The 13,544-nt window shown below is 61.2% G+C and carries 12 protein-coding genes and 1 pseudogene; 4 read left to right on the top strand and 9 right to left on the bottom strand.

Annotated elements, in window-relative coordinates:
- The 3 genes from otsB to FJ319_12805 form a co-directional block, all read right to left on the bottom strand.
- On the bottom strand, nt 1–764 hold a 764-nt coding region (otsB, locus tag FJ319_12815), incomplete at its 3' end, for a trehalose-phosphatase (protein MBM3935157.1).
- A gap of 176 nt (nt 765–940) precedes the next feature.
- A complete protein-coding gene (locus FJ319_12810) occupies nt 941–1,690 on the bottom strand; it encodes a glucose 1-dehydrogenase (protein MBM3935156.1) in 750 nt (249 codons plus the stop codon).
- A 449-nt stretch (nt 1,691–2,139) separates the two neighbouring features.
- Entirely contained in the window at nt 2,140–3,021 is an 882-nt protein-coding gene (locus FJ319_12805) for a PAC2 family protein (protein MBM3935155.1), read from the bottom strand.
- Between the two features lie 108 nt (nt 3,022–3,129).
- Here FJ319_12805 and FJ319_12800 point away from each other — a divergent pair, with 108 nt between their 5' ends.
- Nucleotides 3,130–4,275 (top strand): hypothetical protein, encoded by a 1,146-nt coding sequence (locus tag FJ319_12800; protein MBM3935154.1) that lies wholly within the window; start codon nt 3,130–3,132, stop codon nt 4,273–4,275.
- A 23-nt stretch (nt 4,276–4,298) separates the two neighbouring features.
- Here the strand turns inward: FJ319_12800 and FJ319_12795 are convergent, their stop codons facing one another.
- Together FJ319_12795 and FJ319_12790 are read right to left on the bottom strand one after the other, a co-directional pair.
- Nucleotides 4,299–5,648, bottom strand: a complete 1,350-nt coding sequence (locus FJ319_12795) for a M20/M25/M40 family metallo-hydrolase (GenBank protein ID MBM3935153.1) — start codon at nt 5,646–5,648, stop codon at nt 4,299–4,301.
- Between the two features lie 52 nt (nt 5,649–5,700).
- Nucleotides 5,701–7,053, bottom strand: a complete 1,353-nt coding sequence (locus FJ319_12790; GenBank protein MBM3935152.1) for a M20/M25/M40 family metallo-hydrolase — start codon at nt 7,051–7,053, stop codon at nt 5,701–5,703.
- Here FJ319_12790 and FJ319_12785 point away from each other — a divergent pair.
- Both FJ319_12785 and FJ319_12780 read left to right on the top strand, forming a co-directional pair.
- Nucleotides 6,830–7,555, top strand: coding sequence for a hypothetical protein (locus tag FJ319_12785; protein MBM3935151.1), 726 nt, complete (start codon nt 6,830–6,832; stop codon nt 7,553–7,555). The two genes, FJ319_12790 and FJ319_12785, sit on opposite strands and share 224 nt — an antisense overlap.
- Nucleotides 7,556–7,591: 36 nt before the next feature.
- Complete coding sequence (locus FJ319_12780) at nt 7,592–8,062, top strand: PaaI family thioesterase (GenBank protein ID MBM3935150.1); 471 nt, start codon at nt 7,592–7,594, stop codon at nt 8,060–8,062.
- 79 nt (nt 8,063–8,141) lie between these two features.
- On the opposite strand, the gene FJ319_12775 is transcribed toward FJ319_12780, so the two are convergent.
- The 3 genes and pseudogenes from FJ319_12775 to FJ319_12765 form a co-directional block, all read right to left on the bottom strand.
- Nucleotides 8,142–8,621: an NUDIX domain-containing protein gene (locus FJ319_12775; GenBank protein ID MBM3935149.1), complete on the bottom strand. Its 480-nt coding sequence runs from the start codon at nt 8,619–8,621 to the stop codon at nt 8,142–8,144.
- Between the two features lie 51 nt (nt 8,622–8,672).
- Nucleotides 8,673–9,623 carry a hypothetical protein gene (locus tag FJ319_12770; protein MBM3935148.1) on the bottom strand — a complete coding sequence of 317 codons (951 nt, stop codon included), beginning with the start codon at nt 9,621–9,623 and terminating at the stop codon, nt 8,673–8,675.
- A gap of 109 nt (nt 9,624–9,732) precedes the next feature.
- Nucleotides 9,733–11,160, bottom strand: a pseudogene (locus FJ319_12765) (MBOAT family protein).
- A 164-nt stretch (nt 11,161–11,324) separates the two neighbouring features.
- Between FJ319_12765 and FJ319_12760 the strand changes: the two are divergent.
- Nucleotides 11,325–11,765 carry a GNAT family N-acetyltransferase gene (locus FJ319_12760; protein MBM3935147.1) on the top strand — a complete coding sequence of 147 codons (441 nt, stop codon included), beginning with the start codon at nt 11,325–11,327 and terminating at the stop codon, nt 11,763–11,765.
- A 76-nt stretch (nt 11,766–11,841) separates the two neighbouring features.
- Here the strand turns inward: FJ319_12760 and FJ319_12755 are convergent, their stop codons facing one another.
- Nucleotides 11,842–13,308, bottom strand: a complete 1,467-nt coding sequence (locus tag FJ319_12755; protein ID MBM3935146.1) for an amidase — start codon at nt 13,306–13,308, stop codon at nt 11,842–11,844.
- Nucleotides 13,309–13,544: the final 236 nt, after the last annotated feature.

The following is a 13,544-nucleotide window of genomic DNA, read 5'->3' as shown; positions in this document are numbered from 1 at the left end:
GCCTGCGAGCTGCACGGCGGCATGACCGGCACAATAACGGTCCAATAAATAACAGCAGTGGGCGGCCGATATGGCGGCCGCCCACTTCTGCAACAGCTAACCGACGCCGCCCGTCTACCCCCCCCCAGCACCCCCGCCAGCCACTCCAGGAACGCGTCCACCTCGTCCACGCCGTTCAGCACACAGTCGGACCCATCCAGCACTGCTGCGGGCGAATCATGGTGCGCCACGGCCACTCCAAGCCCAGTAAAGCCATGCCTCCCGGACATCTCCCGCACGGCCATGATAGCATCCAGGTCCGTGATGTCGTCGCCCAGGAACATTGCCGCGTCCAGCCGGTACTCCGCGACGAGCTTCCGCATGGCGTAGCCCTTGTTCACGCCCAGCGGGGCGCGTATCTCCAGCACCTGCTTGCCCCAGAATATCTCCAGCGCGGCCGCGTCCGGGGATGCTGCGGTCGCTTCCTCAATCGCCTGACGGGCCTTTTCATGGTCCTTCGATAGCCGGAAGTGTACCGAGGCGCTGTACCGCTTGTCCTGGAACACGAGCCCGGAGTCCTGCACGGTCCGGCGGATGTGCGCGAGGAGGCGTTCGATAAGGTCGTGGTGCTCACCGACTCCGGGCACGACTTCCAGTCGCGCACCGTCGAGGTACTCGACGCCGTGGTTGCCCACGTACAGCGCGCCCGTTATTCCGGCCCGTTTCCGCAGGTCATCCACCTCGCGCCCGGACATCACGCTGACCAGCGCCGCCTTGCCTACCATTTGGCGCAGCGCGGCCGCGGAGCGGGGCGACACTACGGCGAGGTCCGGCCGGGGCGCAATTCGGGATATCGTTCCGTCTTAATCGACCACGATGCCGAAACGGCCGCGGGAGACGAGCGGGCGCGCAAGGTCGAGGTGATCGAGGAGGTCTGGAGGAGAGATGGCTGCCCTCTGGGTTACTGCGCCGTCAGGCCGCCGTCGATCACCAGCTCGGAGCCGGTGACGAACGATGACTCGTCGGAGGCGAGGTAAAGGGCGCCATAGGCAACATCTGCAGGCGTCCCTATGCGGCCAAGTGGGACGCGTGAAACTGACGCCGCCCGGCCTTCGGGCGTGCCGATGTTCACGGCGATCAGTGGCGTGTCGATGGGTCCGGGGTGGATAGAGTTGACGCGTATGCCGTCTTTGGCCAGCTGTATTGCGGCGAACTTGGTGAACGCCCTTACGGCCCCTTTCGATGCGCCGTAAGCGCTCCCTCTGGTCCCCCCGACGATGCCGGTCGTTGACGAGATGTTCACTATGGAGCCGCCGCGGGCCCTGCGCATCGCCGGTATGACGTGCTTTACCCCGAGGAACACCCCCCGGGCATTGACCGCCATTGTCCGGTCCCACTCTTCAACAGAGGTGCTTTCCACCTGCGTTGTCTGGTATATCCCCGCGTTGTTCACGAGCACGTCCAGCTTGCCGAAGCGCTTCTCCACGTTTGCCACGGCGGCCGCCCAGTCCGTCTCAGATGAAACGTCCAGCTTGACGAACATGGCCTTGCCACCCGCCTGCCGGATATCCCTGACCACCGCTTCCCCCGCCGCCTCAATGATATCCGCCACTGCCACAGCCGCTCCCTCCACGGCAAAGAGCTTCGCCTTGGCCTGGCCCATCTCGCCGGCGCCGCCGGTTATGAGAGCAACTTTGCCAGCTAGCCGCATGTGAATACCTGCAGAGAATAATTGCGCCGGCAACTACATGCCGGCCGTCGGCAGATTTGATTGTAACACCTTGCGCGCCTTTGGCAACCCGAATCTTGACAGTACGGCCGGTCTGTTCTATATTGTTCTAGACTTGTCCAGTACAACTGGTCTGAGGGAAGCCCTAAATGAATCGCAATCAGGCAAGCACGAGGAAAGGACAGCTACCGATGCCGGGAATGCCGGCGAGGGATTCCGAAGGGGGCCGCGCAGTCGCTGTACGGGCTCTTGCGCCGGGTCGCGAGGTTGTCTACCACGGGAATATCGTTGGAGGGCCGCGTCACGGAGCGAGGGGCGTTGTGCGGCAGGCGAGCGGTCGGCGGGTCACCGTGGATATGGGAACACTGGGCGTCTGGCACATCCCATACTACTTCCTCTCGGAGCCTTCTGTCCCATCCGCGGCCTGACCTTTAGCCACCGGGGTTCGGCGGGTTCCTCTTCTTGAGAAACTCTTCGATCTCTTCAACTACCACGGAAGCGTTCGGCAGGTCCGCCTCGCGCGGATAGAGAACGTCGAAGCTGCGCTCAAGCCGGCGCACGTAATCATGCACATCCGCCTTGGCGCTGATGGCCTTGTTTACATCCACTTCGTATGTGCTTGCGGAAGCCCTCATATCCGCCGGGTCCACGTCTATCGTCACTGTCTCCAGCAGCCGCGTCAGCAGCGCGTAGCTGGCCTTGGGATTTGGTGCAGAGGTAACGTAATGGGGGTTGTGCGCGCACAGGCTCCCCATGGCCATTCCCCGCGTTCCGGCAGCATCCATCAGGGCGGTAGTGATTCCGCACGGTCCCTGGTAGCCGGACTCGCGCACACCCATGTCCTCGAGCTTTCGGGCCAGGGAGGGTTCGTTGGCCCTGCCTGTGATCCTCACCTCACGAGTGTGCGGCACCGCGTCCAGCAGCGCGCCGAGAGAAATAACCCGCTGCACCCCGCACGATTCCGCCATATCGAGGACCAGCTTGCAGTACGATCTCCACTTCAGGTTTGGCTCGGTGCCGCTGTAGAGAAGGAGACCCTGGGACTCGTCTTCAGGCGAGTAGAAGTAGAAATTGTTCGCCTGCCAGACGATTTCCCGCTCGCCTCTCGCATTGATCTTCGTCTGGGGCCTGTTGAGGCTGAACTCATAGAACTCATCGGGGTCGATGTCGGCGAACTTGGTCGCTTTAAGCTTGCGAACGAGGTACTTCACCACCGTTGTCGCTGACTCGGCGGCGTCCGGCCAGCCCGCGAGGGCGAGCACCATCGTCGGCAGCTTAGCCGGCGGCGTCCGGTGCATTACAAGTCCTTCCATCTCTGGCGGCCCCCTTCCCTACAGTGAGTTTAGCACCCAATCCCACTCGGCACTAGTGGATGTGGTAGATTAGCTCGGGTGCTGATTTCGCGAATATGAGAGGTGCCGATGCTCCCAGAGATACGGCTTGAGCGCGCCGAGTTCGCCCTGGTGCAATTCAACGACATCAAAAGCTGGTCGTTCGTGGAAATCACAGACTCCGAAGGGGCGAGCGCCGCTGTGGAGTTTCAAAACGCGAGGGGACCCGGCAACCGCGACAAGCTGGTCGTGGAGGCGCTGGAAAAGGTGCGGGGCAGGCCCATAACCAGCGAGCGCGATATTGAGGGTCTCCTTGGCTTAACGGACGCCGAGCTGCGGGCCAGCAGCGACCTAGCATCGCCCATTGGCGTGCTCCGAAACGCGATAGTCGACCTCCAGGCCCAGCACCGCGGTGTCACCATGACCGAGGCGCTGGGAGGGCAGCCAAAGGAAAGGCAACTCCTGTACGGGAACATAAACCGATATCTCCGCGCTACCAGGGGACGCACCCCCGCTGACTTCGGCAAGGCAGCCGAGCTGGCTGTCGAGCGCGGTTTCACCATTATCAAGAGCGATCCCTTCGGCGGAGTGAAAGGTAAAGGGACGGTCGCCGAGGCCAAGGCTACGTGGGGAGAGAGTCTTGCCCGTGTTCAGGCAATGCGCACCGCCGTCGGCCCCATGGTCGCCCTGCAGGTGGACTGCCACGGAGCGTTCAACCAGGAGACCGCCCCCGCCATCGCAGAGGAGCTACACAGGCTCGGCGTGACCTGGTTCGAAGACCCCATCATCTCCGAGACCCGTGGGGGAGATTTCCATGGACTGCGCGACAAGATCGAGATGGCGCTGGTTGCCGGGGGCTCCGATTACGGAGAGGCCTATTTCGCGGACCTCATCACTCATGCGCGCGTAGACATCATCATGCAGGACATCCTGCGTTGCGGCGGCGTGGGTGTGGCTGCCCGCGCGGGCCTGGAGGCCAGCAAGCGCGGCGTCAAGACCTCCTGCCATTGCCCTTGGGGCCCCCCTGCCCTGCTCGCCAGCGCACACGTCCACACCGCCGTCCCCGACTCGTTCGCGCTGGAGCACGCTATTCTGGAGGCCCCATACCGCGCTGAAATGATCGAACCTCACGAGCGCGTGGAGGGCGGCTACCTCTACTTTCCCGGAGGCCCGGGACTGGGGGCACGGCTCAACTGGAAGATGGTGGAAAAACACGGCCGGCGCTGGAAGGGGTGAATCGCTGCTTCCGGTCACTCCCCTCAGACCAGCGTTTCGTGGGCCAGGGCGAGCATGGTCTTGCACTTGATCAACAGGGACGCGACGCTCGTGTACTCATCAGTCCCGTGGACGTTGCACTTCAGAGCGTCCTCGTCCGGGTGCATCCCTTCAAAGTCGTAAGTGTCAACTCCAAGGGGCCGCATAAACCTGGAATCGGAGAAACCTACGCACAGCCCAGGAATGAAGTGAATGTCTTGCCTCCCCGTTGCCAGAACGGTCGCCCTCTTGATGAGGTCAACAAACGGTGATTTCCATGGGGAAGCGTTTGAAACGCCCATGACATCCATCTCCACATCGATATCCGGGAGGCCTTCAAGCAGCCCGGCAAGTTCCGCGCGCACGTAGCCCGCACTCTGGTAAGGAAGGGTACGAACATCGCATGTGAGGCGGATCGAATCCGGCACACTGTTTGACTTGACTCCGCCTTTAACCATCGTGGGTGTGATCGTCAATCTTGACGCGGCGCGCAGAATAACTGCCGCCAACTTGTCATGCCCCTCAAGAGTCGCAAGAATGTCGTCGATGTTTTCAGGGGTTGGACGGACGTCTATTCCATAAAGGGAAACACAGCCAAACATCTCGGAGGATGTGTCTAGGACAGGCGCGTAGGCTTGCAGGCGCCTCAGAACCTCAGAGAGCCTGAAAAAGGGATTGTCGCCTGTCCAGGGAAGCGCAGCGTGTGCGCTCGCGCCTCTGATAGTAATCTCAATCTGAATTCGACCCTTTTCCCCCAGATTGAGCATGTATGCCGGCCCCGACGGGGTCGAAACCGGATAACCTCCGCCCTCATTCACAGCGTACCGGGCTCGTATCTTTTCGGGACAGTGTTGCGATAGCCACCCAAAGCCGCGCCTGCCTCCGTGCTCCTCATCCGCGCCGGATGCGAGAACAAGACCTTCCGTGAGGCTCACATGACTGCGCTTGAGGACCGCCATGGCATACATCTGAGCCGCAAGCAGGGCTTTGCAGTCGGAAGCGCCCCTGCCGTAGACCTTGCCCTCATGCAGGGTCCCCGAGAACGGTGCGAACCGCCACTTGTTCTCGTTCTCGACGGGGACGACATCCAGGTGAGACATCATAAGCAGGCCATTATCAGGTGATCTGCCCTGCATACGAGCGACCAGGCTCCCCCTCGATAGTTCGGATTCAATTACTTCCGCGGTGATTGACTCGCGACTCAACCAATCGCGCGCGTACTCCGCGACGGGTGTCTCATTGCCTGTGGGTGTCGTTCCAGTGTTAACGGACGGTATTCGAACTAGCGCTTGAAGCAGTTCGACCACCTCGTGAGCACCGTCGTCGACCTGCCTAAAAAGAGTATTGATTGACACGTGCCGGATACCTCCGGTACCCCTGACAATTCGTCATCACTAGACGGCGCCCTCACACAAGCATGTTGTGCGCCAGCGCCAGCATCACCTTCGTGGAGCTAACAAGGCTCGCTACGCCCTCGGACTCGTCGGTCCCGTGCACTTTGCACGCGAGCGGGTCATCGTCCGGGTGCGTGCCGGCGAAGTCGTAGGTCTGTATCCCGAGCTCGCGTGTGAAGCGCGAGTCAGTGAAGCCCACGCACAAGCCGGGTATCCACTGGAGGTCGTCACGGCCCAGCGCCTGGATCGTCGCCTTCTTGATCTCGTCCGTGAACTTCGTCCCGTACGGCGAGTCGGTCGGGACCGCCATGTAATCGATGTCGATGTCCACGCCGTCGATGCCCTCAAGGCACTTCTCGATCTCCTTGCGGACGTACTTGTCGTCCTGGAACGGCAGGGTGCGGACATCGCACGTCAGCCGGATCGACTCCGGCACGCTGTTGGACTTGATGCCGCCGCGGATCATCGTGGGGGTGAAGGTCATGCGGGATGCCGCCTTGAGAAAGATCGACATGCTCTTGTTCGTCTTCTCAAGTTCCGAGACGATCGAGTCGATGTTTTCCGGGGACGGCTTGTCCTCGATGGCGAAGAGCGAAAGCGACTTGAACATCTCGGCAGAGGTGTCTCGGACGGGCTCGTAGGCCTCAATGCGCTGCAGCACCTGCGCCAGCTTGAAGAGCGCGTTCGTGCCCGTCCACGGCATGGAGGCGTGCGCGCTCGTCCCCTTGATCGTAAGCTCAACCTGCAGCCGGCCCTTCTCCCCAAGGTTCATCACGTAGGCCGTCCCCGCCGCGGTCTCCGTAGGGTAGCCGCCGCCCTCATTCACGGCGTACTTCGCCATGATCTTCTCGGGGTGGTGCTTCGCAATCCACCCGAAACCGTACCGTCCCCCGTGCTCCTCGTCTGCGCCCGAAGCCAGTATCAGGCCCTCCTTGAGCTTGACGCCGCTGCGCTTCAGCGTCCGCATCGCGAACATCTGCGCGGTGAGCAGCGACTTGCAATCGGAGGCACCACGACCATATACGCGGCCGTTCTTGAGCATTCCACCGAAGGGCGGCACGCTCCACTTGCTCTCGTCCTCCACCGGCACCACGTCTAGGTGCGACATCAGCATCAGGCCGGCCTTGCCGCTCGCGCCCTCCATGCGGGCGATGATGCTCCCGCGTCCCGGCGCGGATTCCAGTATCTCGGACTTGATGCCGTCCTTCGCGAGCCAGTCGGCGACGTGCTTCGCTACCGGCGTCTCGTTGCCGGTCGGCATGGTCCCGGTGTTCACGGAGGGGATCCGTATGAGGTCCTGGTGTGTGCGGACAATCTCCTCGACCATCCCGTCAATTTGCGACAGGAGGTCTCTAACGGTAGCCATGGCGGATGTCTCCAGCGTAAAGGTGCGTGTAATATATCATGTGGGAGGAGACCCAATGCTATCCGTGACCCACAGCGTTATTATCGCCCGGCCTCTTGAGGAAGTGTTCAGCTTCATCGCGGACCCCAGGAACAACACCAGGTGGCAGAGCGGCGTCACGGTCTCCGAGGCCATCACACCCGGACCGCTCGGCGTGGGCACGCGCGTGAAGGTTGTACGCATCGTCATGGGCAGGCACGTGGAGTCTGTGTTCAATACCACTCGCTTCGAGCTAAACAAGAGATTCGCGTTCAAGACTAAGTCCGGCCCCATCCCGCTGGAGGCGACCGTGTCCGTGCACGCCCTTCCTGACGGCGGCACAAAGCTGACCCTGACAGGCCAGGCCGAGACAGGCCTGATGGGCGGCCTGTTCGGCCCAATGATGCAGGTCATGGTCAAGAACCAGATAGAGACCGACGCCAAAGCCCTCAAAAAGCTCCTGGAAAGTCCTCCCAACTCATAATTTGTAATTTGTACTTCGTCATTCCCAAGGAGCGCCATGCTGCCCCTTAACGACGACACCGACTACGGCCTCTGCTTCGCCTGTGGCCCACGCAACGAGACCGGGATGCGCCTGCGGTTCGAGGTGGAGGGAGACCGCATTCTCACGCGCTACACCGCCCGCCCCGAGCACCAGGGCTTCCCTGGATACCTACACGGCGGCGTCATAAGCGCGCTGCTGGACGAGGTCATGAGCCGCGTCTCGCTTCTTGAGGGGAAATGGACGATGACGGCAAAGATGGAGGTGCGGTTCCGCAAGCCGGTGCTGATTGGGCAGGAGGTGACGGCGGTGGGCAAGCTGGCGGAGAAGGGCCGCGGCCTGGTCAAAACGGAGGGCAGCGCGGTACTGCCTGACGGCACTATTGCGGCGCAGGCCACCGCGACATTCGTCTTCGTTGCGGAAGAAACGCTCGCCAGGATGAGCGCCGGCTACCCCGGCCTCGCCTCAACGTGGATGAAGCAGGAGTAGCAGGATCCGAAAGCCGCCCCGGCCCTGGGGCCGACTTCATCGGCTTCCAATTCACTATTCACTATTCCAAATTCACTATTCACTTCACCCGCACGGTCCCGTCGAACTCCAGCACATCCGCGATCGTCTCGCGGTACCAGAAGTGGTCTTCGGGCAGCTCGTCCACGGGGAAGAAGCGCGCATCCGTGGACTCGTCCGTCTGAGGCGCCAGGGTGCCGCTCCACTCGTCCACGCGGAACACAAAATTCACCATCTGGTGCTCGTTGCCCCAAACGTTGGTGAACCAGAACCGCTTCTCGGAGTAGACCGCCACCAGCGTCGCCCTTACCACGTCCAGTCCGGTCTCTTCCTTGACCTCTTTGGCCAGCGTCTCCATGATGGAATCGCCCAGATCAACGCCACCCTCCACCATCCCCCAGTTCCCATTGTCACGACGCCTGATGAACAGGAACCTCCCCTGCTCGTCCACAATCGCCGCCCGCACGCCAGCTGTAATCAGCCGCCGGTTGCCCACCACTGACCGGAGCCGCCCAACGTATGACTCCTCCCATTTGGGCATTCTGGGCACCGCCTTCACCTACGAATTCGATGACGCCATGCCACCGTTTCTCTACCGTGCAACCCTATCCGCAAGCCACCGGGTGTATGATTCGGCGCTCTCGCCGGTGACGTGGTCAATTGAATTAAATAGTTGATGTGTTTCAAAGGTCTTGGGTTCACCCGGTAACAGATGCAAGCGTTTGAAGGGACCTATCTCTTCAGTCAAGGCCTGTCGGAGTTTTGAATAGTGGTTTTGGAAGTCTCGGTCATCATTGAGGTTCGTATGAATCGGGCCGTTAACAAGGTAGATATCAAATTCATATTGATCTGAAAGTTCGCCGAGTTGGTGAAGCGCCGCTTTATTAACGTCGGACAATTCCACGTTCCGACCTGCCACCCGCGAAACGAATCGGAGATGTCCGGCCAAGTCCGAAACCACCGAATCCGTTTCCGTTCCTGGGGCAGGTTCAAAACCGTTATCCGCGACTCTGGCCCGATTGGTAGCAATAGTGAGCGGATTTGCAGTAAACCTAATAGTGTATGGTCGAAGCACCAGTGAAGGCAGCGACGTATCGCTGTAGTAAATCGGAAAGATTTTGGTCAGCAGTATTTTTGCGCTCTGGACAATCGAGAACAAACCAGCCGATCTATTCTCCCAAATACCCCAAAGCGGAGTCTGGCCGACCGCTAAGGTGTCCACTTCGCGGTACCAGGCATCGTAAGTGTGAATAACAATAACCGCCTTGGGCGCTCCAAACCGCTCAATGTAACCTTTCAGAAGCATTGCGTAACCGGCTGACACGACTTGCACAGTCGCTGAAAGGTTAATCGCCTTTTCGCCTGTTGCGTCCTGCCAGACAGCTGGGTCAAATCCCCGGAACCCACTGGAGTCACCCAGAACTAGCCAGTCGGTAGGCTCCTCCATTCTGCCCAGAAGGTTCCACATTGCGCCTATTCGCCAATAACCCCTATTCCCATTCTCGGCCGATTTGAGAAGTACCAGGGCCGCAAAATTGGCCATGAGAACTAGGACAAACACACTGAGGACTGTGAGGATCACTCTGGACGCTGTTATTCGGTTTGATCTCGTACTGGTATTGTGCATTTGATAGTTGTGAAATAATCTGCCCCTAGAACTGGAAGTAGATAAACTCGCTCGGCGCCCTCAGCGCGAAGGCCAGCGACATCACGATCAGGTACGTGTACACGGCGACCTGCGCCGGCGCGCGGATCCCTTCGAACAGGTGCAGCTCGTTCTTCGCAAGCTGGAAGACCTGCACAACGACCAGCGGCAGCGTGAAGTATGCAAGCTGGTATCCAAGATCCAGCGCCTGGTCAGTTACCCCAAAGCCCAGGTGGGTGAACATCCCCACGATCTGGTCCATGCTGCGGCTGCGGAACAGCACCCAGCCGATTACTGTCAGCGTGAACATGCCAGCCACCTGGGCCACAACGAGCGCGTTGCTCTGCCACCCGCCCGGCGGCCTGTCCTTCGGCGGCGGGAAGCGGTCCAGCCACGCCCGGTGGCCCACCTGCGGCGCGCCGTGGTACACCCCCCACAAGACGAAGTTCCACGCCGCCCCGTGCCACAGGCCGGAAAGCGCCATGGCCACGAAGATGTTGCGATAAGTCTTCCACTTCCCGCCGCGGTTGCCGCCGAGCGGGATGTACAGGTAGTCGCGTATCCACGACGACAGCGATATGTGCCACCGCCGCCAGAAGTCCGCCGGGTTGCGGGCGAAGTACGGCAACCGGAAGTTCACCATCAGGTCGAAGCCCATCATCTTCGACAGGCCGCGCGCGATGTCCGAGTACGCCGAGAAGTCCGCGTATATCTGAACCGTGAACGCCAGCATGCCGATGAGGATGACTATACCGTGCAGGTCGTCGTAACCGTTGAAGATCTCGTCCGCAATCAGGCCGACCATGTCCGCTATGACCACCTTCTTGAAGAAGCCCCACACGAGCAGCGCCAGGCCGGAGTTGATGCCTTCCCAGGTGATCGTCCTCTTCCCCGTCACCTGCGGCAGCAGGTGCGGCACCCGCTCGATAGGCCCCGCGACCAGCTGAGGGAAAAACGACACGAACAGCGCGTAGTCAAACAGGTTCCGCGTCGGTTTGAGCGCGCCGCGATAGACATCGATCGTGTAGCTCATCGACTGGAACGTGTAGAAAGAAATGCCTACCGGCAGCAGTATCTTCAGCGTGAAAAAGTCCGGCTGCATGCCGAACATCTTTAGCAGGGAGACCGCACTGTCCTCGAAGAAGTTGAAGTACTTGAAGAACCCCAGGATGCCCAGGTTGAAGACGATGGAAAAGACCAGGAACGCCTTGCGGCGGAGGGCGTCATTGCTGGTGTGGATCAGGTTGGACATCGCGAAGTCGACAACTGTCGTCAACGCGATGAGGCCCAGGAAACGCCAGTCCCACCAGCCGTAGAAGATGTAACTCGCGACGAGCAGCAGCGTGTTCTGCACGCGCAGCCACCGCTGCGTCAGCAATTATCCCGCGTACACTAGGGGGAAGAAGATGAAGAAAACGAGCGAGTTGAAGAGCATATTGTGGAGGCTTGCACCGTTCGTGCGCTGAACAATCGCGTGGTCACCGCACCGAATTCTAAGTCCGCCTCAGCGCCCGGTCAATGTCCCGCCCGCTCGGCGCGAAACTGGTTGCGGCTTTCTGTGATACCATTCTCAACCATTCCGAATAGCGTGAGGGGCGGATGAAAACCAGGACTGCAACTGCCAGGGACGCCGAGAAGGTCATCGAGCTCGTCAATTGCCTCCTGGAAGAGCTGGGAGCGAGGCCTATCCCCTACGAGTCCGCGGTCCCGGCCTTCCAGAGCGTCGCTGCTAATGAGGGCGCGGGCTCGGTTATCGTCGCGGAAGAGGACTCTCAGGTAGTCGGAGTCTGCACGCTTTCGTTCCAGACGGCGATGCGTACCGCCGGCCGTTACGCCGTCATCCAGGAGATGTACGTGGTCCCCGAGCACCGCAGCCGATCGGTCGGCGCGCAGCTAGTCGAGCACGCCCTCGCCGTCGCGCGCGCCCACGGCTGCCGCGTAGTGGAGCTCGGCACGCCGCCGAACGGCCTCCGCCAGGAGGAGTTCTACCGCCGGGAGGGCTTCGAACAGGTCGGCATGCGTTTCCGGATGAGGATCTAAAGCGTATGAATTATCCGCAGATTACGCAGATCACGCAGATTGTTTGTATGGCGCGCAGTGCTCAATTCACTAATCACTATTCCAAATTCACTATTCGCCTCTCCGCCGACACCTCCAGCGCCGCCGCCGTCTGCAGCACCGTACCGTCCTCCCAGTGCCTGCCGACAAGCTGCACGCCGATTGGCAAGCCGTCCGCCGTCCACCCGAACGGCAGGCTGACCGCCGGCGATCCGGTCAGGTCGAACGGCACCGTCAGCCGGAGCGTCGAGCGCGGGTGCACCGTCCGCCCGTTGACTACCGGCTCGCGCGTGTCGTGCGGCAGCGGTGGCAGCGGGCACGTTGGCAGCAGCAGAATGTCATAAGACCTGAAGAGCTCCGCTACCCTAGCCCGCAGACGGTCCACGTCCGCGTTCGCCTTCAGATAGTCCTCAAACGTGGGGTCCACCATCTTCAGCCGCCGCTGCATCGGCGGCGCCAGCAGCTCCTCCCGCCCCTTGATGATCGGCGCAAGGTACTGCGTACCCTCCGCGGAGTAGATCGAGAGCGTCATCGTCTGCCCGTCAAGCTCACGCCACCACTCCAGGCCCACCTCCTCCACCGCGCACCCCGCATCCGCCAGCGCCTTCGCAGCATTCCTCACGGTCGCCTGCACCGCCGGGTCCACCGGGTCGAACCCGCCCTCCGCGCACCAGGCCACGCGGAGTGGTAGTTGGTCGTTGGTAGTCGGCAGTCGGCCAATCCGAGAGCCGGAGGCCGGCACATTCCTGGTTTGTCTGGCCGACTGCTGACTGCTGACTGCCGACTGCTGCCTCGCCACACAGTAGCTGTCGATCCCATCCGGCCCCTCGATCACCTCCATCGCCAGCGCGATGTCCCTGACGGACCGCGCCATCGGCCCCACGTGCATGTACCTGAGCAGCATGTTCGGGTGGTGCCCCGTCAGCGGCACGCGGCCGTGGGTGGGCTTGAGCCCCACGACGCCGCAGTGGCCCGCCGGTAGCCGTATCGAGCCGCCCACGTCGCTGCCTATGCCGAGCGGCGACATGCCTGTCGCGATGGCCGCCGCCTCTCCCCCGCTCGACCCCCCGGCCGTGTAGCCCTTCTTGTACGGGTTGTCCGTGAAGCCGAATATCGCGTTCCCCGTCTCCCACCAGAACGCGAACTCCGGCATGTTCGTCTTCCCCAGCATGATGCCGCCGGCCGCCTTAAGCCGCTTCACCACCGTCGCGTCCTCTGAAGGCACGTTGTCCGCGAACAGCCTGGACCCCTGGGTCGTCCGTATCCCCGCGGTGTCCACGCAGTCCTTGATCGTGTACGGCACCCCGTGCAGCGGCCCCCACACCTCCCCCCGCATGATCGCCGCCTCCGCTTCTCGGGCGCGCTCCTCCACCCCCGGCGCGTGCGTCACAATGGCGTTCAGCTTCGGATTGACCGACTCGATGCGCTCCAGGTGCGCCCGCGCAACCTCCACCGGCGATACGTCCTTCGCCCGAATCCGCTCCGCCGTCTCGGCGGCGTCCATGTAAACGATCTCGTTGACCATGTGTGTGACTCCACGGGAAGTTTCGGGGCAAATTATGAAGTATGAAGTATGAATTATGAAGTACCTCGGTCCGAAACCCAGCACCCAACACCCAGCACCCAACACCCTCTCTGTCTTTGCTCAGTGATATTGTCAGTAGGTAACTGCTCAGTGAATATGTCAGTCCATGAGAGGACTACATTTGACCGAGCGAGAAGCGAAGAGAGCACAGATACTGAACCTTGTTCTGGAGGGGC

It is taken from the genome of SAR202 cluster bacterium, from assembly GCA_016872355.1.
Lineage (GTDB): Bacteria > Chloroflexota > Dehalococcoidia > Lucifugimonadales > VGZY01 > VGZY01.
Note: the sequence above shows the minus strand (reverse complement) of the source record. Positions and strands in the feature narration are given on the sequence as shown.